The organism is Faecalibacterium sp. An121, from assembly GCF_002160915.1.
Lineage (GTDB): Bacteria > Bacillota > Clostridia > Oscillospirales > Ruminococcaceae > Faecalibacterium > Faecalibacterium avium.
In genome coordinates this window covers 22,193-41,793 of the sequence record NZ_NFLM01000013.1, presented here as the reverse complement: position 1 = coordinate 41,793, position 19,601 = coordinate 22,193, and the positions used below count along the sequence as shown (strand labels likewise).

At 64.5% G+C, this 19,601-nt stretch carries 20 protein-coding genes; 9 read left to right on the top strand and 11 right to left on the bottom strand.

Features of this window, described 5'->3' with window-relative positions; genetic code table 11:
- Nucleotides 1-104 precede the first annotated feature (104 nt).
- From B5E66_RS08425 to B5E66_RS08390, 8 genes are all read right to left on the bottom strand, one after another.
- Nucleotides 105-587, bottom strand: coding sequence for a phage tail protein (locus tag B5E66_RS08425; RefSeq protein ID WP_087231437.1), 483 nt, complete (start codon nucleotides 585-587; stop codon nucleotides 105-107).
- Between the two features lie 49 nt (nucleotides 588-636).
- Complete coding sequence (locus B5E66_RS08420) at nucleotides 637-2,340, bottom strand: phage tail sheath family protein (protein ID WP_087231434.1); 1,704 nt, start codon at nucleotides 2,338-2,340, stop codon at nucleotides 637-639.
- 128 nt (nucleotides 2,341-2,468) lie between these two features.
- Complete coding sequence (locus B5E66_RS08415) at nucleotides 2,469-2,870, bottom strand: hypothetical protein (RefSeq protein WP_087231431.1); 402 nt, start codon at nucleotides 2,868-2,870, stop codon at nucleotides 2,469-2,471.
- A 13-nt stretch (nucleotides 2,871-2,883) separates the two neighbouring features.
- Nucleotides 2,884-3,252, bottom strand: coding sequence for a hypothetical protein (locus B5E66_RS12865; RefSeq protein WP_143406955.1), 369 nt, complete (start codon nucleotides 3,250-3,252; stop codon nucleotides 2,884-2,886).
- Complete coding sequence (locus B5E66_RS08405; RefSeq protein WP_087231425.1) at nucleotides 3,149-4,213, bottom strand: hypothetical protein; 1,065 nt, start codon at nucleotides 4,211-4,213, stop codon at nucleotides 3,149-3,151. Before B5E66_RS08405 ends, B5E66_RS12865 begins: the two co-directional genes overlap by 104 nt.
- A gap of 11 nt (nucleotides 4,214-4,224) precedes the next feature.
- Nucleotides 4,225-4,590, bottom strand: a complete 366-nt coding sequence (locus tag B5E66_RS08400; RefSeq protein ID WP_087231422.1) for a hypothetical protein — start codon at nucleotides 4,588-4,590, stop codon at nucleotides 4,225-4,227.
- 268 nt (nucleotides 4,591-4,858) lie between these two features.
- Nucleotides 4,859-5,602: a LytR/AlgR family response regulator transcription factor gene (locus B5E66_RS08395; RefSeq protein ID WP_087231419.1), complete on the bottom strand. Its 744-nt coding sequence runs from the start codon at nucleotides 5,600-5,602 to the stop codon at nucleotides 4,859-4,861.
- Nucleotides 5,566-6,282 (bottom strand): LytR/AlgR family response regulator transcription factor, encoded by a 717-nt coding sequence (locus tag B5E66_RS08390; protein WP_143406953.1) that lies wholly within the window; start codon nucleotides 6,280-6,282, stop codon nucleotides 5,566-5,568. The genes B5E66_RS08395 and B5E66_RS08390 overlap by 37 nt, the downstream gene beginning before the upstream one ends.
- A gap of 231 nt (nucleotides 6,283-6,513) precedes the next feature.
- On the opposite strand from B5E66_RS08390, the gene B5E66_RS08385 reads away from it, so the two are divergent.
- The 7 genes from B5E66_RS08385 to B5E66_RS08355 all read left to right on the top strand — a co-directional run bounded on the left by B5E66_RS08385 (nucleotide 6,514) and on the right by B5E66_RS08355 (nucleotide 14,054).
- Nucleotides 6,514-7,233: a LytR/AlgR family response regulator transcription factor gene (locus B5E66_RS08385; protein WP_087231413.1), complete on the top strand. Its 720-nt coding sequence runs from the start codon at nucleotides 6,514-6,516 to the stop codon at nucleotides 7,231-7,233.
- A 75-nt stretch (nucleotides 7,234-7,308) separates the two neighbouring features.
- On the top strand, nucleotides 7,309-7,611 hold the full coding sequence (locus tag B5E66_RS08380) for an STAS domain-containing protein (protein ID WP_087231410.1): 303 nt from the start codon (nucleotides 7,309-7,311) through the stop codon (nucleotides 7,609-7,611).
- Between the two features lie 40 nt (nucleotides 7,612-7,651).
- Nucleotides 7,652-9,556, top strand: a complete 1,905-nt coding sequence (locus B5E66_RS08375; protein ID WP_087231407.1) for a sensor histidine kinase — start codon at nucleotides 7,652-7,654, stop codon at nucleotides 9,554-9,556.
- Nucleotides 9,557-9,820: 264 nt separating this feature from the next.
- Complete coding sequence (locus tag B5E66_RS08370; protein ID WP_158098343.1) at nucleotides 9,821-11,521, top strand: eCIS core domain-containing protein; 1,701 nt, start codon at nucleotides 9,821-9,823, stop codon at nucleotides 11,519-11,521.
- Nucleotides 11,522-11,585: 64 nt separating this feature from the next.
- Nucleotides 11,586-12,059, top strand: coding sequence for a hypothetical protein (locus B5E66_RS08365; RefSeq protein WP_087231401.1), 474 nt, complete (start codon nucleotides 11,586-11,588; stop codon nucleotides 12,057-12,059).
- 164 nt (nucleotides 12,060-12,223) lie between these two features.
- Nucleotides 12,224-13,357, top strand: coding sequence for a redox-regulated ATPase YchF (gene ychF / locus B5E66_RS08360; RefSeq protein WP_087231397.1), 1,134 nt, complete (start codon nucleotides 12,224-12,226; stop codon nucleotides 13,355-13,357).
- 13 nt (nucleotides 13,358-13,370) lie between these two features.
- Nucleotides 13,371-14,054: a 5'-methylthioadenosine/adenosylhomocysteine nucleosidase gene (locus B5E66_RS08355; RefSeq protein ID WP_087231394.1), complete on the top strand. Its 684-nt coding sequence runs from the start codon at nucleotides 13,371-13,373 to the stop codon at nucleotides 14,052-14,054.
- 112 nt (nucleotides 14,055-14,166) lie between these two features.
- On the opposite strand, the gene B5E66_RS08350 is transcribed toward B5E66_RS08355, so the two are convergent.
- From B5E66_RS08350 to malQ, 3 genes are all read right to left on the bottom strand, one after another.
- Nucleotides 14,167-14,607 carry a hypothetical protein gene (locus B5E66_RS08350; RefSeq protein ID WP_087231391.1) on the bottom strand — a complete coding sequence of 147 codons (441 nt, stop codon included), beginning with the start codon at nucleotides 14,605-14,607 and terminating at the stop codon, nucleotides 14,167-14,169.
- A 92-nt stretch (nucleotides 14,608-14,699) separates the two neighbouring features.
- Complete coding sequence (locus B5E66_RS08345; protein ID WP_087231388.1) at nucleotides 14,700-15,515, bottom strand: GGDEF domain-containing protein; 816 nt, start codon at nucleotides 15,513-15,515, stop codon at nucleotides 14,700-14,702.
- A gap of 261 nt (nucleotides 15,516-15,776) precedes the next feature.
- Nucleotides 15,777-17,378, bottom strand: coding sequence for a 4-alpha-glucanotransferase (gene malQ / locus B5E66_RS08340; RefSeq protein ID WP_255396636.1), 1,602 nt, complete (start codon nucleotides 17,376-17,378; stop codon nucleotides 15,777-15,779).
- 234 nt (nucleotides 17,379-17,612) lie between these two features.
- Here malQ and B5E66_RS08335 point away from each other — a divergent pair, with 234 nt between their 5' ends.
- Together B5E66_RS08335 and trmB are read left to right on the top strand one after the other, a co-directional pair.
- Nucleotides 17,613-18,791 (top strand): alanyl-tRNA editing protein, encoded by a 1,179-nt coding sequence (locus B5E66_RS08335; RefSeq protein WP_087231512.1) that lies wholly within the window; start codon nucleotides 17,613-17,615, stop codon nucleotides 18,789-18,791.
- 36 nt (nucleotides 18,792-18,827) lie between these two features.
- Nucleotides 18,828-19,568, top strand: coding sequence for a tRNA (guanosine(46)-N7)-methyltransferase TrmB (trmB, locus tag B5E66_RS08330; RefSeq protein WP_087231382.1), 741 nt, complete (start codon nucleotides 18,828-18,830; stop codon nucleotides 19,566-19,568).
- Nucleotides 19,569-19,601: the final 33 nt, after the last annotated feature.

The following is a 19,601-nucleotide window of genomic DNA, read 5'->3' as shown; positions in this document are numbered from 1 at the left end:
GGCGGAGACGGCCCTGATCACCGCCGCGCAACAGCGCAGAGAGGGTCAGGGCCGCCAACACTTCGAGTTACATAGGATTCAGCCCGCCGCCAGCCCTGCCTCTATCACATGGGCGAAGGCTCGCCTGCCACGCCGGCCGGCGTGTGCTCCAGGCCCTCGTGGCACAGTTCCAGGGACTGGATGGCCACTTCGCTGCCCATACCGTTCAGGTCCGGCACGGTGTAGCCCACGGGCCATGCATTGATCAGGGTCCAGGAAGGGCCGTCGGCGCCGGAGTCGTCGATCAGGGTGATGAGCACGTCGTGGCGCACCAGGCCGGTCGGGGGCGCGTTGTTGGTGGGGGCCACCGAGTTGAGCCACTCCAGGAAGTCGGAGTCATCGGAGATGCCCCAGCGCAGGGTGATGTTGCCAAACTTGGTCAGGCCGGGCAGTTTGCGTGGGGTGTTGCGCAGGTCGTCGCCTTCGCGGTACTCCACCGCATCGATGGAAGCGCTCATGCCGGAGACTTCCGAGAAGCTGGCGCGGTTGATGCCATCGATCTCCACCCGGTAGCGGAATACTCTGTAGGGATAATTGATGTTCGCCATTTATGTTTTCATCCTTTCTGTCAGACTGTCAGGCGTAAAGGACAGCCGCTCATTCGCCGGTGGCAGTCTTCTGGGTGATGCGGAAGATCACAAATTCTGCGGGCTTGACCGGTGCGATGCCGATCTGGCAGATCAGGCGGCCGTTGTCGATGTCGTCCTGGGTCATGGTGGTGGGTCCGCACTCCACAAAGAAGGCCTGATCGGGGCTGGAGCCTGCCAGGGCGCCGTCACGCCAGCAGGTGGCCAGGAAGTTTGCGATGGTGCGGGTCACGCGGCTCCACAGTGCCTCGCTGTTGGGCTCAAAGACGACCCAGTTGGTGTTGGCTTTGATGGACTCCTCGACGTAGATGAACAGGCGCCGGACGTTGACGTACTTCCACAGCCCGTTGGAGCTGATGGTACGTGCGCCCCAGACCCGGATGCCGCGGCCGGGGAAGGCGCGGATCAGGTTGACGCCCAGGGGGTTGAGGATATCCTGCTCACCGGTGTTGTAGCTGCAGGACAGGCCGGTGCAGCCCCGCACCACTTCGTTGGCGGGCGCCTTGTGGACGCCGCGCTCGTTGTCGCTGCGGGCGTAGATGCCTGCCATGGCGCCGGAGGGCGGGAAGTAGGCCGCGTGCTTGGAGCCTGCGTCGTACATCTGCAGCCAGGGATGATACATGGCCGCGTAAGTGGAATCGTACATATCACGGAAGTTGGCCACGTCGTTGGTCTTGGTCAGCTCCATGGGGATATCCAGGATGGCAAAGCAGCTCTTCTTGTTCTCACAGAACGCGATCAGGGCCGACTGCACCTCGGGCAGAGTGACGCCGGGGATGGCCATGATGGACACGTTGCCGTTCTCCAGGAAGGCCTGCAGGCCGGTGCGCTTGCCGGGGCCGTCGTCCTTGCCCAGGTAGGTGCCGGCTGCCACGGTCAGCACGGTGCCGTTGCTGCCGCCGGCAGGGGTCAGGACCAGCTCGCTGCCGGTGCCGCCGCACAGCTCGTAGGGCACCACCGTCTCAGCGTCGGCCTTCGGCTCCACCTCCACCCGGATCAGCTCGCTCTTGGCGGTCTTGACGGGGGCGTAGTTCAGTGCGCCGGCCTTGAGGGACAGGTTCTCATAGACCTCCACCATATCGTCCAGGCGGGCGGTGATGGTGATCTCGCAGGTCCGGATGTACTTGCTGGTGCCCACACGGCTGTCCGCCACATCGGCGGTGCAGGGGGCGTCCAGGGTGACCACACGGTCCAGCACGCTCTTGACGGTGGCGTAGACCGCTTCCTTGCCGTCAAACAGCTCGACCACATCGCCGGGATTGAAACCGTCGGCGTTCTTCAGGGTCAGGTCTGCGCCGTCCACGGCCAGGACCTGGGTCTTGGCCTTGCTGGCAGGAGCCACGGTGACCCGCATATTCTCCGCCCATGCGCCGGGGTTGGCTGCGCTGATGGTCAGCACGCCGGCCTGCACGATACCGGCCTTGGCGTCAGCGGGGGCTGCGCGCATGATGTAGGCCCGCGCGCCGCCGTTGAGGAAGAACTGCTCCACCGCATACGGAAGGAACCGTGCGCCGCCGTAGGCTGCCTCGCTGAGATAGCCGCCGTACATCCGCTTGTAGTCCGCAAAGCTGGTCACCAGCTGGGGCTGGCCTGTCACAGGGCCGCGCTCGGCCAGGCCCACAAAGCCTGCCGTGCTGGTGCTGACGCCCTGCATGGGGGATGCCCCGGAATCGTACTCCTCTACATATACACCTGGGGACAAATATTCTGCCATGTTGTTGCTTCACGCCACTGTTTTGGCTGGGGCCGGTCGTGAAGCGCCCCTCCTTTCGTCTTGATATTTGGTTTGGGTGGATGATCTATCGGACCATGAGCGCCCGCCCAGAGGGCAAATGCTCTGGCTCACAAGGTTGGATGTTCCGGCGCAAACAGGCGCCAGAAGCGGCACAGGACGGCCGCGTTGTATTCGATGGCCTCCCGCACCAGGCGGGCGCCGTCGTAAGGGTCGGGCAGTTCGGCTTCGGTGCGGAACACCGGCCAGCCCTCCTCCGAGAGGAACATGGCCCCCCGGATCACCTGGCCGTTGACCTGGCTGCACCGGCGGCAGGCTTCGTCCCGGTCCGCCGCCCGCAGCGGCAGGCGGCCATAAGCCAGCATCCGGCCGGTCAGGCAGCGGCAGGCCATATCCCACACGGCGCCATCTTTGGACAGGCGGAAACAGATCCATCCGTCCGCCTGCTCCCAGGCTGCGCCGCTGCTCTCCAGCAGCGCGGTCAGCAGCCGCCGGATCTCCTCAGGTCCCACCGGACTCCTCCTCTCAAAGTTCCAGCGTCCCGCCCGCTGCAAACGGCATCTGCCCCCAGTCGGGAGCAGCCTGCAGTTGGGGCTGGTCCGGGACGCAGGCCAAAGGCTCGGTCAGGGCCGGCGGCGGCAGACGGGCGCTTTCCAGCTGGGGCCCGGTCTTTTGGGCCTGTACCAGCGCCAGCAGGGCGCTGTTGCCGATCCGCTCCGAAAGCTCCAGCACCGTCCGGGCAGGCATCTGCTCCAGACCGGCGCCGGCCAGCAGGGCCTGCAGGGCTGCTTCAACCGGCAGGAGGCTGCTGCTCGGGCTGTTCCGCCTGGTCTGGCGGCTCTGCTGCTGTTCCTGCCTGCTGTCCCGCTCGGTCCGACGGCTTTGCTGCTGCACCTTGGCCGTCCCCCTTTCCTCCGGGTTTGCCGGGCGGCTCGGGCGGCGGCGGGAGCGGCATCTCCGCCAGCTCCCGGGCCACCTCGTCCAAAGTATCCGCGCTCTCCATCTCCTGCAAAGCCTCCTGGGCCTTGTCGGAGATCCAGCGCAGTTTGTTGATAAACGCTTCTTTCATCTGAGCTTTGCGCTCGATCAGGGCATGGGTATGGACGATGGCGTTCTGGAGCACCGGTTTTTCACGCGGGTCCCGGGTCTCGGCCAGCTGCGCCCGATACCGGGCCAGCAGGGCCTGTTCCCGCTTGTCATCCAAAAAGGGATAGACCCTGCGCAGGGTCTGGGCGCCTTCGTTTTCCTCCAGAGCGCCGGTCCCTCCGGCCATCTGCGCCATGGAATCCACCACCGCGCGGGCGTCGGTCAGCACGTCCACCACCAGGCCCACGGCGCTTTGTGTGTAGCCGCGCCAGAACACCATCTGATCCGGCGCGCTGCCCGGCACCGTCCGGGCCTGGCTGCCTCCCGCAAAGAGGTTTTGCCGGTGCTGCAGGGGTTCCGCCTGTCCCAGCGACCGCTTGAGGCAGGTGGCCAGCATCATCCGGCCGGTGCCCTGCAGTACGGCGGCCGCCATATTCCCGCGCTGGAAAGCCAGCTCCGAAAAGGTCCGGAACGCTCCGCCGGACAGCTCCGGGTGGGCCTGCAAAGGGCGGCTTCCTCCAGCCTCTTTCGGCTGTGCGCCGGGGCCGGCGGCCTGCCGGGTCTGTTTTTCGTCCGCCCCGGTCAGCTGGGCGGCCCGCTGGCGGCCGATCTGGTCGAAGGTCTCGCGGAACTGTTCGGTCACCTGGTCCAGAGGGTCCCGGTAGCGGAAGGTGCTCCCCTCCACCGCCTGGTTCAGCTGGCGCCGCACCGACAACTGGGTCAGGGGCGCCGGATCGGCAGGCTTTTTGCGGACGAGTTTGGTCTGCACGATATCCCCCCTCAATTCATCCCCATCAGCCGCCGGAACGACCGGTGGAGGCTGTCCTCCGCCGCCGGGCGGAGCAGGAAGTCTGCCGCATGGATGCGCAGGTACTGGATGGCGTAGCGGGGGGTATCGTCCATCACCACCAAGCGGCAGCCCGCATCCTGTTCCCGGATGCGCCGGGCTGCCAGGAATCCGGCGGTGTCCCCCAGGCCCATCAGCACCCCGTGGTAGCGGCCGGGGCCAAAGCCCTGCCAGAATTGCTCCATGTCGTAGATGGGAAAGATCTCTGCGCTGCAGCCGGTCCGGGCACAATACTGCTGTATGCATTTGCACAGATATCGGGTCTCTCCCGGAGAGCACCCGCAGATCGCCAGCCGCATGGTGTGTCCTTTCCTTTTCTGCTTCCAGAGTCCTTTCTCAAGGTGGGGCGTGCCTGTGCGGTCCAGCTGTCCAGCCGCGCGTAAGACCGCGGTTTTGTCCTCCGGGCAAAAGGCGGAATGGCCCGCACCTCCCGGGTCGTTTTTATTGTAGCAGGTTTTTTTCTGCCGCGCAGGGATTTGGCACGAACAGCTGTCAACTGTCATAAAATGCACAAAAAGCGCGGAAGCCGCACCGCTTCCACGCTTTTCGACACAAGTTGAGAGGACCTCAGCGGCCCCAGTTTTTGGCCAGCATCCACTCCTGCAGGCGCCGGCGGGCCTCCCCGAAGCTCTTGAGGCTGATGGGCACCCGCTGGCCGTTTTCCATCACGAAATCCCGCTGCTGCAAAGCCTGCACCCGGTCCAGGTTGACCAGATAACTGCGGTGGCAGCGGAAAAACCGGCTGTCCTTCAGCTCGTCCTCCAGGGCGTCCATGGTACGGCGCAGCCCGTACACCCGGCCCCCGGCATGGATGGCGGCGTTATGGCGGTACATCTCCACATAGTCGATGTCCCCCACACGGATGGTCAGCTCCTCCCCTTCCATGTCCACCCGCAGCAGCCGCAGCCGGTCGGCGGTCTGCTGTACGAACCAGTCCATGGTGCGGTCCAGCTGGCCCTGGTCGAAGGGCTTGAGCAGATAGTCCATCACCTGCAGGTCAAAGCCTTCCATCCCGTGTTCCTGGCTGGTGGTGGCAAAGACCAGGGCGCACTCCTCCCCTCTCTGCCGCAGGCTGCGGGCGGTCTCCACCCCCGTCATCCCTTCCATAAAGATATCCAAAAACACCAGGTCCCACTGCCCCAAGGTCCACCGGTCCAGCAGTTCCTCGCCGCTGGAGGCCACGTCCAGCCGCAATTCCAGGGCGCAGCGCTGGCAGTACTGCCGGACCATCCGGGCCAGGGCGGCCCGTTCCTCCTCCAGGTCGTCGCAGATCATCACCGAGATGTACACAGCGTCTCCTCCTCTCTCCATTCCTTCAGCGCCTGGCGCAGCAGCGACGCCTGCTGCCGGCTGACCGAGATGCTCCGTCCGTCCACGGCCATGTTCAGACGCCCGCCCGCAAAGCTGCCCACCCCCGACAGATGGACGATGAACGCCTTCTGGCACCGGAAAAAGGGCGGGCCGGGCAAATCCTCCTCCAGCTTTTTGATGGGCACGCTGACCTGGACGCTCCCGCCGTTGGTCAGGCGCAGGATGCTCTCCCGTCCGGCCGCCTCGGCATAGGCCACCTGGCACAGCGGCAGGCGCACCCGTTCCCGCCGGGCCGGCAGGTCCAGCCACTGCAGACCGCACCGCCAGGCCGAAAAGCACTGGTCCATGGCCCGGCCCAGCTCCTGCCGGGAAGCGTCGGGGGCCAGAAAGGCCGCGGCGTGCCACCGGTAGGCCGAAATGGCCTGCCGGGACCGCCTTGACACCACCACCAGCCCCGTCCCGGCCAGAGCGTCGGGCCGCCGGGGCCCGCCGCCCGGGATGGTGTCCGCATCGATGAACAGCAGCTCGGGACCCTGGGCGGGCAGGCTGCCGCTTTGCTGTACGGCGGTCTCGACGCAGTGGGCGGCCGCCCACCGGCCCAGCATGGCGGTCAGCCGCAGGGCCAGCGCGTCATCCTGGGTGCACAGCACGATCCGGGCCGGGCGTTCTCCATGCAGCATGGCCGGCGCCTCCTTTCTCCATCCGCCGCCCATCGCGGCGTTTTGCACAAGCTCTCTTATGGAAAGATTTAACAGCTTTTGGGCCCCGAGGTAAAGAGAATTTACGCAACCGGTCCGATTTTTCCGCAAGTGGGAGGATTTTACCGCAAGTGGGAATGGATGCGGTTTGACATAGGCCGCAAAATCCATTAGACTTTATACGACACAGCTTCCAATCAAGGAGGTGGCGGCATGCTGCACATTGCCTGCTGTGACGACGACCGTTTCTGGCAGGAGCAGTTCCTGCGGCAGCTGGACCGGCTGCTGTCCGCCAGGGGGACGACTTTCCGGATCGACACCTACAACAGCGGCGCCGCTCTGCTGAAAGCGCTGTCTGTTTTGAACGCCCAGCCCGACCTGCTGTTCCTGGACGTGGTGCTGGGCCGGGACAACGGCATCGACCTGGCCGCCCGGCTGCGCCAGCTGCAGCCGGAGCTGCCGGTGGTGCTGATCAGTTCCAGCGCCGAGTACGCCCTGCCGGGCTACACGGTCCACCCCGCCCACTACCTGCTCAAACCCATCTCGGACCAGGCCCTGGCCGAAGCGCTGGATTTCTGTCTGCCTCCGCCTCAGGAGGCGCCCTCGGTGGTCATCCGCTGCAAAAAGGCCGAGAAGGCCGTCCCGGTCAGCGAGATCCTCTACATAGAGGTCCTGGATACCCTCCTCAAGCTGCACACCTGCTCCGGCGAGGTGTACCAGACCAGCGGCCATCTGAGCCAGATGCAGCAGCGCCTGCCCCCCGGCCAGTTCCTGCGGTGCCATAAGAGCTATCTTGTCAACCTGGAATACGTGGAGGGCATCCGCCGCTACGTCCTGATGCTGCGCAACGGCCAGCAGATCCCGGTCAGCAAGAAAAACTATGTCCCGGTCAAAAAGGACTACCTTCGCTATTGCAGCCAGCTGCAGCCTTAAAATACCCCGATGGCCCCACAGGCCTTTACCCCGTTTTCTTTTCACCCTATGGATCAAGCAAAGGAGTTTACGATCATGAACATCCAAAAACACGTTGACGGTCAGACCCTTACCCTCGCGCTGAAAGGCCGGCTGGACACCACCACCGCCCCCCAGCTGGAGCAGGAGGTGCGCGCCAGTCTGGACAATGTGACCAAGCTGGTGATGGACCTGGCAGAACTGGACTACCTCTCCAGCGCCGGGCTGCGCGTGCTGCTGTCGGCCCAGAAGCAGATGAACCGCAAAAAGGGCCGCATGGTGGTGTGCCATGTCTGCGAGCCGGTGATGGAGGTCTTCGACATGACCGGGTTCTCGGACATCCTGACCATCGAGGAGTGAGCGGAGCTTTCCTCCCTCTCAAAAAAGGAGACTGCCTATCATGAGTCCTTCTCAGGCGGAGCTGTACAAGCGGCCCCGCTTATTCGTGTTTATCCCCGCCGTGGCGCTGTGCGCCTTTTTGCTGGTGGCCGTCATCCACTACGTCGTGTCCAGCTCCCAGGCCGCAGAAAGCGTCCAGCCCGACCTGTCGGGCTGGGAGATGACCCTTGCCGACGGTTCCCCCATCGCCCCCGATCCGGCGGGCGGACTGGATCTCCCCGAGGGGGCTATCCTCTATCTCACCGCCGATGCGCCGGCCTTCGCTTCCGGGCAGGCGGTGGCGTCGGTCCGCTCGACCGGGGTGCTGTACGCCTTCCTGGTGGACGGCCAGCCAGCCGCCGACCCCTTCGGGCTTTTGGGCGGGAGCGGCGGCTCCCAGGCCCTGCCGGGCGGGATCTATACCTTTCGCTGCGGCGCGGGCTCCCGGCTGACCATCGCGGTACAGTTTTTGACCGTTCCCCCCAGCGTGGAAAACCTGCCCTCTGTCACCCTGTACGACGGCGTCGCCGACTACGACAGCCAGAACGTCCATCTGGGCGCCTTTTCCTCCCTGCTCATCGGGCTGTTTTTGACCATCGCCTTTTTGATGCTGGCCATCTTCCTGATGCAGTTGTGGCGGGGCGCACCCGAGTGGGGCTCGCTGCTGCTGGCCGTCACCGCCCTGGCCATCTGCCTCAACCGCACCATCCTCTACGCCGACATCATGCGCAACACCCTGAAAGACCCGGGCCTTTACCTGATCGTCCGGCACGTGCCGCTGCTGGCCGTCCTGCTTTTGCTGTGGCAGCACCTGGAAGGCCGGGCCAAAAAGATCCTTGCGGTGCCGGCTCTGGGCGGCGTGGGCTGCATGGCCGGCCTGCTGGGCTACAACCTGGCGGCGCCGGGGCGGGTGACCGGCGCGGTCTATTTCATGCGCTGGTGGCTGCTGCCGCTGGTGCTGTTTGCCCTGCTGCTGGCCGGCGCATGGCAGGCCGTCCGTGCATGGCGCGGCAAGGCCCACCACGGCAGCTGGTTCTGCCGGTTCTTCATCACCGCCGGGTGCAGCATGGCGGCCATGATCTGCCTTTCGGTGCTGAGCGTCGTCCTGTACGGGCCCAGCAAGCCGGCATGGACCTATACCCCCCTTGCCGTCGAGGGCTTTACCCTTTTCCGGCCCGCCCTCCGGCTGAGCTACCTGACGGCCATCAGCAGCTTTGTGCTGGCGACGTACGATTTCATCCAGATGTTCCTCTCCCAGGAGCAGGAGCGCCAGGCCATCACCCTGCAAAACCGCTTTGCCACCGAGCACGCCGACGCCCTCTACCGCACTCTGCTGGAGACCCGTTCGGTCCGCCATGAGATCCGGAGCCGCACCGAGACCCTGCGCATTCTGTGCGAGGAGGGGGATCTTGCGCGGATCAAGGCCTATGTCGAGCAGTTCTACGCCAGCTCCCAGATCACCCCCAGCCTGTACAGCGCCAATCAGCTGGTCAACGCGCTGGTGGCGCCCCGGCTGCAGACGGCCCAGGACGCGGGCATCCATGTGGACGCCCTGATCCAGGTGCCCGAGTCCCTGCCGGTTTCGGACATCGACCTGTCCACTCTGCTGGTCAATATGCTGGACAACGCGGTGGTCGCCGCCTCGGCGGTGCCCGACCCGGCCGAACGTCAGCTGACTTTGCGGATGAACCTGCGGGGCAACCGGCTGCGGCTGTTCTGCCGCAACAGTTACACCGGCGAGCTGACCCTGCGCAAAGACGGCCTGCCCGCCTCCAAGCGGGGCAAGTGGCACGGCTGCGGCATGGAGCTGATGCGCCGCGTCGCCAAAAAATACGACGGTTCCATGAACGTCGAGCACGAAAACGGGCTGTTCACCCTGGACGTCTTTTTGCTGCTGCCCTTCCCTCATAAGGACCAGCCCGACTGAACGCGGCCCCGCGGCCTTGCCGGCTGCGGGGCTGTTTGCATTTTATAACAGTTGGCCGTCTTTCGTGCCAATCCCATTGACCCGGGGGCGGCCGGGCTGTTATGATTATCTTGGGTTTCATTGTCCGAATTTTTCCAACTGAAAAGGAGGTTCCTTATGGGTCGATATACATACCAGAAGCGGCCCGGGCAGCCCGATGCCGCACCACGTCAGGCTGCCCGGCCCAACCTGGCCCAGGCTGTGCCCAACAGCGCGGCGCTCGATATGCTGGACCATGTGCAGGAGCGCCCGCAGGCCCAGATCCCCGCAGCCGAGGCCGAGGCCGACCGGCTGTCCGCCTCTGTGACCAGCGGCGGGCCCGAGGCGGTCAAGGCCGCCATGGGCCGGCGGCTGGGGGCGGATTTCTCGGGCATACGGTTCCACATGGGGGACCAGGCCGAGGCCAAGGCGGAGGCCATGAACGCCCGGGCCTATACCTCGGGCGCGGACATCTACTTTGGCGAGGGCGGCTTTGATCCCTCCGTGGCCGCCCACGAGCTGGTACACACCGCCCAGCAGGGCGTCGTGGCCGCCAGCACCCCCACCGTTGCCACGCCTGTGGGAGGGGTGCAGAGGATCTATAATATTTTCAGCAAAAAAGCCAGAGAGGAGCATGCCAACCAGAAGGCGGCGGAGAAAGCAGAAAAGGAGCGCCAAGCGCTCATAGAGCAGCAACGGCAGGAAGCCGCCGCCAGACAGCGGGCGGCACAGGCAACTGCTTTCGTGAACAACATGCGAAACGGGCAGCAAAGCCGTCCGGGGAGCAGCCTTATCTTGAAGCGCCCTGCAAACTCTGCTCCGGATCCCTCTATCAATGAAGAGAGCCTAGGCGAAAAGGTTGAATCGGCCGCTGATGTTGCTTCCGTCGTTGGCGATTACGGTTCTAGCGCACTCGACTTTGCCACCTCCTTGCAGGAGGCAAAGTTCATCCCCCAGACGGGCATGAACGAATCGACCGGCGTTGTGGGCGGCGTGAATATTGCGACGGGTCTCTACGGTGCATATCAGGATGTGAAAGGCCTTAAAAACGCGAAAGACAAGCAAGAAAAAGCGAAACACGGCATTGGTCTGGCAGGCAATTTGTCTTCCATTGGCGGCGGCGCTGCCACGATCGCCAAGGCAGCAGGAAGCAGTATAGCCTCCAGTGTTGCGCCCGGATTTGATATCGCTACCGGCGCTCTTTCCGTGGCCCAGGGTGCAAGGCAGGTGCACGAGGCCCGCAAACAAGTCAACGGCCTGAATGATTTCATGGAGAACAACTATGGAGTGAGCCTCAGCAGCTCCAAAGATGCCAAGCGAGTCAGAAAAGAGGCACGGAATATGATAGAGGATTCCGATGACCGCATCCTGTGGGACAGCGCCGTCATCGGCAAAATGGAGGGCACCCGCGGCAAGATCAAGGGATCGGGCAAGATCGTCACCGGCGCGGTGGACGCAGCCGCCGGCATCGCCGAGCTTTCGGGCGCCGGCGCCGCCGCCGGCGTTGGCCTCAAAGCCGGCAGCCTTGTAGCGAAAGGCGGCTTTGCCATTGCCAACCAGGTCCAGAAGAGACGGGTCAAGAATAAAGTCCTTGAACAGACCGGTATGAACGAAACCCTGGACGATTATATGCAGCAGACCGGCATCACCGACCGCAAAGAGGCCAAGCATACTCTGCTGAAAGCTATGGGTTACCAGAGCGGCAAGTTTAAAGAACTGGTGGCCGACCAGATCAACCAGCGCGCCAGCCGCATTATCGAAATGGCAAAGGGTCAGAGCGCTCCAGACTCCACCGATACCGATGAGGATAGACAGAACAAGAGCAGCAAAGCAGCCTCTTTCCTGAGCGCCATGGGTATTGAAACGAGCGCAGATAAACTCACAGGTGATGCAGAAGAAGCCGAAAGAGTCCGTCAGCTGCTCATCCAGAAGATGGGCCAGGGCTGACGCTTTGCAGCACATCCAACACGGCCCCGCCCGCGGGCCGCACTAAAAACAAGGAGATGATCGTATGCCTAACCAAAAGCATGATATTCTCGCCACCGTACAGAACCTCCTGGAGGTCACTTTGGGGGAGGGCGCGACCGAGCTTACCGAAGAGGAAAACGTTTTGTTCCTGCGGCTGTTCCCGGCGCTGCTCGCCAACGGGAACGGACATGTCTACATGGAGATTTGCATCATCGACTACAGCGATGAGCTGAGCGTTGCACAGGTGTATTCTACCATGATCCCCAAACCCGGGCCTCACTCCGACGATCTGAACGGCTATCTCGCCGAGTGGAACCTCCATTCCGCCGCCGGCGCTTACGGCCTCTACGGCGACCAGAAACAGCTCTACCACAAGCTGAATATCGCCCTCGTCAATTCCGAATCCGTCGAGAGCCGGGCAAACGCCCTGTTTGCCGGCATCTGCCTGGCCATGGACGAAATGGCCCGCCGTCTGCCCGAGGCCTTCCAGATCGCCTTTGGGGATTCGACCCAGTAAATCGCAAACGCTATAGACCAAAAACCGGCCGCACCAAGCTCTCGTTTTGGTGCGGCTTTTTGCGCCCTTGCCAAAAGGCGCTGCGGCGCTTATAATAAAAGGCGTAAGCATACCGTGCCCCCGCCCTCTGCGGCTGCGGGGCTGCCATAAAGGAGTTCCAAGTTATGAAATTAGGCATCGTCGGGCTGCCCAATGTGGGCAAGTCCACCCTTTTCAACGCCATCACCTCGACCCGCAACGCCGAGGCGGCCAACTACCCCTTCTGCACCATCGAGCCCAACAGCGGCATCGTGGCGGTGCCCGACCCCCGGCTGGACAAGCTGGCCGAGGTGTGGCAGACCAACAAAAAGACCCCCGCCATCGTGGAGTTCGTGGACATCGCGGGCCTGGTCAAGGGCGCGTCCCAGGGCGCGGGCCTGGGCAACAAGTTCCTGGGCCATATCCGGGAGTGCGACGCGCTGGTCCACGTGGTGCGCTGCTTTGACGACGACAACATCATCCATGTGGTGGAGGACGTCACCAAGGCCGAGGCGGTGGACCCCATCGCCGACATCGACGTCATCGACTATGAGCTGATCCTCTCGGATCTGGAGGTGGTGCAGAACCGCGCCGGCCGGATGGCCAAGGCCGCCAAGAGCGGCAACAACAAGGGCGCCGCCGCCGAGGCCGCCTGGCTGGAACAGCTGGCCGCCCACCTGAGCGAGGGCAAGCCCGCCCGCAGCTTTGCCTGGGACGAGAGCGACGCCGACCAGGCCGCCGTGCTGCGCGAGATGGGCCTGCTGAGCGCCAAGCCCGTGCTCTACGCCTGCAACGTGGGCGAGGACGACCTGATGGAGGGCATCGAAAACAACCGCTACATCCCCCTGGTGTCCCAGCGGGCCGCCCAGGAGGGCGCCAAGGTGATCCCCATCTGCGCCCGCACCGAGGAGGACATCGCCGATTACAGCCCCGAGGAAAAGAAGGCCTTCCTGGCCGAAATGGGCATCCAGGCCAGCGGTCTGGACAACCTGATCACCGCCAGCTACGATCTGCTGGGCCTCATCTCCTTCCTCACCGACGGCAAAAAGGAGTGCCGCGCCTGGACCATCCGCAAGGGCACCAAGGCCCCCCAGGCCGCCGGCAAGATCCACAGCGACTTCGAGCGGGGCTTCATCCGGGCCAGCGTCATCCACTATCCCGACCTGGAAGCCGCCGGTTTCGACTACGCCGCCGTCAAGGCCAAGGGCCTGCAGCACACCGAGGGCAAGGAATACATCGTACAGGACGGGGACGTGATCGAGTTCCTGTTCAATGTCTAAGGGGGTGGACAGGATGGTCTTTGGCATCCTGGGCGCCATGCCCGAAGAAGTGGATCAGCTGTGCGCCAGGCTCTCCGGCGTGACGGTGGAGGACTACGGCGGGGTGCGCTACCACAAGGGCGCCCTGGCGGGCCGTCCGGTGGTGGTATGCTGTGCCGGCATGGGCAAGGCCAATGCCGCCGCTGCCACCCAGGTGCTCATCACCCGGTACGGCGCCGGACAGATCATCTTTTCGGGCATCGCCGGCAACATGACCGACAAGGTCGGCATCGGGGATGTGGTGATCGGCAAGACCGTCTTTTACCACGACGCCCAGCTGGATATGATCAGCCAGAACCCGCCCTACCTCACCGAATACACCGGCGACCCGGCCCTGATCGCAGCCGCCGAGGCCGCCTGCACTGAGGCAGGGGTGCACTATATTACAGGCCGTATTGCGACGGGCGATCTGTTCATTGGGGACAGTGCCTCCAAGGCGGCCATCGCCGCCAAATGCGCCCCCGACTGCGTGGAGATGGAGGGGGCCGCCGTCAGCCAGATCGCGGCCAAGAACGGCGTGCCCTGTGTCATCCTGCGGGCCATGAGCGACAACGCCGACGAGGACGGCTACGAGGTGCTGGTGGTCCGTGACTTCAGCATCGCGGAATATGTAGCCACCGCCACCCGGATCGTGGCGGGAATGATCGAGCGGCTGTGACCCAAATCCCCCATACAGCAAACGCTGCCCGTCCCGGCGTGGGGCGGACAGCGTTTTTTGTTTTTTCTGCGTCCTTTTATCCTCGCTGTTGAGGTTTTGGCGCGGCCGGGTTTCAAAGGAATTGCTCGAGTTTGAGGCGGTTGGCCTCCTGAAAGGCCTGCAGCCTGCGCATCAGGTCCTTGGTGCCGGGGGTGGCGTTGGGGTAATCCCGCTGGCACTTGATGCAGTCCATCACGCCCTGGCTGCTCCCCTCGGCCAGCATTTCGGCCAGGTTGCGGGTGGAGCGGTCGGCCATGGTCCTCAGTCCAATGCCCATCCTGGTGTTCAGCTTGGCCAGGGCGGACTGGCCCTGGGCGCGGCCCCCGTGGGCGTCGAGGCCGGCGTGGGCCTCCTGGTTCAGTTCCTGGTAGCCGCTGCGCTGGCGGATCAGCTCATCCTTGAAGCCGCGGTCGCTGGCCATGGGCAGGATCTGGGCCAGGGTGTTCTTGCCCATCTCGGTGTTCTGCACCACTGCTTCCAGCATATTCAAGTCGTCGTTTTTCTGGTGTTCCATCCAAAAAAGCCTCCCTTCGGTATTAGGGTGTACCAAAGGAAGGCTCTTATTCTTCGCGCAGCTGCGCTGTATGATTCAACAGCGGGTATGATTCAGGCGTCTTTTTCCTCTGCGGCGCAGATGCGGTTGCCGCCCTCCTCCGATGCCGTGCGCAGGCGCTGGCCGCACAGGCGGTACAGCCCGTCCCAGCAGCGGCAGCCCTGGGGCAGCTCTCCGGTGTCCGCCACCCCGATGGACAGGGTGTAGGAGATCCGGTTCATCATGCCGGTCCCGGCCACGCACTCGCAGGGCATCTCGCTGTAATAGCGGGCCATCTCCTCTTTCAGCTCTGCGGCGGACATCTTGTCGCAGGCGATCAGCAAAAGGCCCCCCTGCAGCCGGCAGACGATCCGGCTGCCGGGCTGGTCGTAGTGCTTCTTCCACTGGTTGGCGATGGTGCACACCACCTGGTCCAGGGCGGGCTGGCCATAGGTGTATTGCAGCCGGTCAGCCCCATCCAGGGAGACCAGGGCCGCGGCCACACGGCCGCCCGCACGCACGTCCGCCTCCAGCTCGGCGCTGAACACCGTCTCGATATACCGCCGGTTGTAAGCGCCGGTCAGGAAGTCATGGTTCATGTCCTCCCGCACCAGCTCCCGCTCCCGCTCGGTCATCCGGTCCTCCGGCAGAGTGTTGCCCGCCAGAGGAGCGCTCATCTGGACGCCGTACCAGACGCCGTCCACCAGGATGCGGCGGCGCAGCACACAGCTCACCTGTCCGCCGCCCTGCTCGTAGCTCACCTGCACGGCATCGTCCTGCCAGTGGTCTGCGCATTCCTGCGGCAGCTCCACCACGCTGACGTCTTCGAATACAGCCTGCAGCGCTTGGGTCAGCGCCTGCAGACCCCGTTCCGTATATCCTTTTTCCATAAGCTGCTCCCCCGCTGTGCGCCGTCCCGCACAAGGGCCGCCAAACGGCAGCCCTTTGGACGGCTGCAATTCCCTTTTCGGCCCATGCGGCAGGCCGGCGCAGCACCTAGATATCCCCCCAGTGCCCCGGCTTTGCAAAGGCCCGGGCAGGCCATACGCCCGCCCACTTGTCTAAATAACCAGCATATGTAAATTATATCACGAAGCCTGCAATATTTCCAGACAGCCGGGCAACATTTCGCGGCAGCCTGCAAAAGTTTGTCATTCTGCCAAAAGAACATCCTTCACGCGGCAGCAGACCTCGCATTCCTGCCGGATTTCTGCCGCCAGAGCCGGGGTATCAAAGCCCGGTTTGGCCCGCCAGGCCCAGTTGCCGCCCAGGCGGCCGGGGGTGTTCAGGTGCGCTTGTTCCCCCAGGCCCAGCCAATCGTACAGGGGGATGATGGCGCGGCTGGCCGCCGAACCCAAAGCGGCGCGCAGCAGGTACTGCCGGGCCGTGGCGGTCTTGACGGCGGCGGCCTGGGCGGCGGTGGGCTTGATGGCGCTGGTCATGTGCAGGTAGGCGGCGGCGTTCTGCTTTTCGGCCTTGGTGGCCACATGGTCCCACCAGGCGCTGATGGTGGTGTTGTCGTGGGTGCCGGGATAGACCACGCAGTTGCGGATGTGGTTGTGGGGCAGATACTCATTGTCCCCGCCGGTGAACGCGAATTGGAGCACCTTCATGCCGGGAAAGCCGCTGTCGGCCAGCAGCTGCCGGACGCTGTCGTTCAGGTCGCCCAGATCCTCCGCGATGATGGGCAGCCGGCCCAGCGCATTCTCCAGGGCGCGGAACAGCTCCATGCCGGGACCTTTTTCCCACCGGCCGGTCTTGGCTGTGGCGCTGCCCGCCGGGACCGCCCAGTAGCTGTCAAAGCCGCGGAAGTGGTCGATCCGCACCAGGTCGTAGATGGCGGCGGCGTGGCGCACCCGCTTGATCCACCAGGCAAAGCCGGTGCGGCGGTGGTAGTCCCAGTCGTACAGGGGGTTGCCCCACAGCTGGCCGTCCGCCGCAAAGTAATCCGGGGGGCAGCCCGCCACACGGGCGAAGTTGCCCTCGCCGTCCAGCTCGAACAGGCTGCCGCCCACCCAGGCGTCCACCGAGTCCGCCGAGACATAGATGGGCATATCCCCCAGGATCTGGACGCCCTTGCCGTTGGCATAGGCTTTCAGCTTTTTCCACTGCTTGTCAAACTGGTACTGGAGGAACTTCCAAAAGCCGATCTCTTCCTCGTGCTCCCCGGCATACCGGGCCAGGGCCTCCGGGTCCCGCAGGCGGTACTCTTTGGGCCACTGGGTCCAGGGCTTCATCTCGTAGGCCGCTTTCAGGGCCATATAGAGGGCGTAATCATCCAGCCAGCCCTCGCTGGCCAGGGTGAAGGCGTAGTAGTCGTCGGGATAGTACATCCCGCAGCCATAGCGCCCCCGGCAGGATGCCCGCCAGGCGGCGTAGGCAGTCCGCAGCAGGGCATAGCGGCCGTTGTACAGCGCGCCGTAGTCCACCACCTCGGGGTCCGAGCCAAAGTCTGCCTCGTCCAGCTGGTCCCGGTCCAGCAGCCCCTCCTGGCACAGGGCTTCCAGATCGATGAAATAGGGGTTGCCCGCAAAGGCGGAGCAGCTCTGATAGGGGCTGTCCCCATAGCCGGTGGGGCTGAGGGGCAGGATCTGCCAGATGCTCTGGCCTGCCGCCGCCAGGAAATCCACAAATTTCACTGCCTCCGCACTGAAGCAGCCGATCCCATAGGGGCCTGGCAGGCTGGAGACCGGCATCAAAATTCCACTTTCACGCATGATGTTCCGTTCCTCTCTTTTTTCAACGCGCCGCAGCGCTTGCAGGTGCGGCCTGGGGGCGCGCCAAAGCGGCCGCCGGGCCCGGCCGGGGCCCCGGATCGCAGCTTTTCGGGCGCACCCTGCATCTTTTCTTATGATAACACAACTGCTGGCTATTTTCCACAGGCAAAAATCGTGGTATACTGGGTTATATCTGCCCGGCCCGCAGGGCTTTGCAGAGCAGCCGGCCGGCCCGGCCGCGTCACAGATTCAGAGAGGGGATCATTGACCATGCACCGCACCCAAACCTACTATCAGCAGGACGCCTATCGCACCCGGGCGTCCTCCCTCATCCTGGCCGCAGAGCCCCTGCCGGGGGGCGGAGGCCGCATCGCCTTTGAGGGCACCGTCTTTTATCCCGAGGGGGGCGGCCAGCCCGCCGACCGTGGCACCCTGACCCTGCCGGACGGCGCCCGCCTTGCCGTCACCGATGTCCACGAAAAGGACGGGGTGATCTGGCACCGGGTGGACGCTTTGCCCCCCGCCGCCGTCCCCGGGGCCGAGGTGACCCAGCAGATCGACTGGGACTGGCGGTTCGACAAGATGCAGCAGCACACCGGCGAACACATCCTGTCGGGCACCCTGCACCGGCTGTTCGGCGCCGAGAACGTGGGCTTCCACATCGGCAGCGAGGCGGTGCGGATGGACACCAGCGTCCCCATCAGCCCCGAGGGTCTGCTGCAGGCCGAGACCGAGGCCAACCGCTTTGTCTGGCAGGATCTGCCGGTGCAGGTCAGCTATCCCGACCCCCGGCAGCTGGCGCATATGTCCTACCGCAGCAAAAAGGAGATCCAGGGCCAGGTGCGGATCGTCACCATCCCCGGGGCGGATGTATGCGCCTGCTGCGGCACCCACACCGCCACCACCGGCCAGGTGGGTCTGATCAAGATCGTCTCGGCGGAGCACTACAAGGGCGGCATGCGCCTGGCGGTGCTGTGCGGGGCGCGGGCCCTGGCCGGGATGCAGGCCATGCAGGCTCGTCAGAGCCAGATCGTGGCCGAGCTGAGCGCCAAGCCCGCCGAGACCGCCAACGCGGTGCGCCGGATGCACAAAGAGCTGACCGACCTGCAGTACCTCCACTATGGGGTGTGCAGCCAGCTGTTTGACGCCCTGGCGGAAGCGGCGGACCCCCACGAGGACGCCATCCGTCTGGTGCCCGGCCTGGACCCCGACGGGCTGCACCGGCTGGCCCTGCGGCTGACCCAGGCCACCGACGGCCTGTGCGCCGCCCTGACCCCCACCGAAAAGGGCTGCGGCTACTGCCTGGCCCGCCGGGAGGGGGATGTCCGCCCCCTGGTCAAAGCCCTCAACGCCGCCTTTGCGGGCCGGGGCGGGGGCAAGCCCGCCATCTGCCAGGGCAGCTGCGCCGGACAGGCCCAGGATGTGGCCGCCTTCCTGGCGGGCCGCTGAATCTTATTTGCGATACGACAAGGAGAACAAAACACCATGCGCATGCGTTTCAAGCCTTACGCGCGGGCAGAGCTTCTGGCCGCCGATTTCCACATCCACGACCCCTTCCACCTGCAGGGCCAGTGGCACCAGCAGTTTGCCCGGCCCCAGCAGCCTCTGGTCCTGGAGCTGGGCTGCGGCAAGGGAGGGTTCATCTCCCAGCTGGCCGCCGCCCACCCCGAAAACAACTACCTGGGCATCGACATCACCGACAAGGTGCTGATCCTGGCCAAGCGGAAGATCGAGGCCGCCTACGCCGCCGCCGGCCGCCCCATCGACAACGTGCGGATCATGAGCGTGGACATCGAGCGGATCCGCACCATCCTTTCCCCCGAGGACACGGTCAGCCGGATCTATATCAATTTCTGCAACCCCTGGAGCAAAAACGCCTCCTCCAACAAGCACCGGCTGACCCATCCCCGGCAGCTGATCCAGTACCGGGACTTTTTAGCCGACGGGGGCGAGGTCTATTTCAAGACCGACGACGACGATCTGTTCCGGGACAGCCTGGGCTATTTCCCTGCGGCGGGGTACGAGATCACCTGGCAGACGTACGACCTGCACCAGGACGAGCCCGCCTGGAACATCCGCACCGAACACGAGGGGATGTTCACCGAAATGGGCATCCAGATCAAGGCCCTCATCGCCCGCAAGCTGCCCGGGCCGGACAGCGTCACCTGGGTGGAGCCCAAGCGCCGGGCCGCCCCCGAAGGACCCGTCCCCGGCAGCGGGGACTGACCCGATCCCCACACACCTTGCTACGGGAGGCAC

Coding starts and splice junctions, on each gene's coding strand:
- B5E66_RS08390 (WP_143406953.1), bottom strand. CDS start 6,282: ATGCTGCATGGAGAACGCCCGGCCCGGATCGTGCTGTGCACCCAGGAT.
- B5E66_RS08345 (WP_087231388.1), bottom strand. CDS start 15,515: ATGGAAAAAGGATATACGGAACGGGGTCTGCAGGCGCTGACCCAAGCG.
- B5E66_RS08380 (WP_087231410.1), top strand. CDS start 7,309: ATGAACATCCAAAAACACGTTGACGGTCAGACCCTTACCCTCGCGCTG.
- trmB (WP_087231382.1), top strand. CDS start 18,828: ATGCGCATGCGTTTCAAGCCTTACGCGCGGGCAGAGCTTCTGGCCGCC.
- B5E66_RS08385 (WP_087231413.1), top strand. CDS start 6,514: ATGCTGCACATTGCCTGCTGTGACGACGACCGTTTCTGGCAGGAGCAG.
- B5E66_RS08350 (WP_087231391.1), bottom strand. CDS start 14,607: ATGGAACACCAGAAAAACGACGACTTGAATATGCTGGAAGCAGTGGTG.
- B5E66_RS08375 (WP_087231407.1), top strand. CDS start 7,652: ATGAGTCCTTCTCAGGCGGAGCTGTACAAGCGGCCCCGCTTATTCGTG.
- B5E66_RS08395 (WP_087231419.1), bottom strand. CDS start 5,602: ATGGAGAGAGGAGGAGACGCTGTGTACATCTCGGTGATGATCTGCGAC.
- B5E66_RS08355 (WP_087231394.1), top strand. CDS start 13,371: ATGGTCTTTGGCATCCTGGGCGCCATGCCCGAAGAAGTGGATCAGCTG.
- B5E66_RS08370 (WP_158098343.1), top strand. CDS start 9,821: ATGCTGGACCATGTGCAGGAGCGCCCGCAGGCCCAGATCCCCGCAGCC.
- B5E66_RS08425 (WP_087231437.1), bottom strand. CDS start 587: ATGGCGAACATCAATTATCCCTACAGAGTATTCCGCTACCGGGTGGAG.
- B5E66_RS08420 (WP_087231434.1), bottom strand. CDS start 2,340: ATGGCAGAATATTTGTCCCCAGGTGTATATGTAGAGGAGTACGATTCC.
- ychF (WP_087231397.1), top strand. CDS start 12,224: ATGAAATTAGGCATCGTCGGGCTGCCCAATGTGGGCAAGTCCACCCTT.
- B5E66_RS08335 (WP_087231512.1), top strand. CDS start 17,613: ATGCACCGCACCCAAACCTACTATCAGCAGGACGCCTATCGCACCCGG.
- B5E66_RS08400 (WP_087231422.1), bottom strand. CDS start 4,590: ATGCGGCTGGCGATCTGCGGGTGCTCTCCGGGAGAGACCCGATATCTG.
- B5E66_RS08365 (WP_087231401.1), top strand. CDS start 11,586: ATGCCTAACCAAAAGCATGATATTCTCGCCACCGTACAGAACCTCCTG.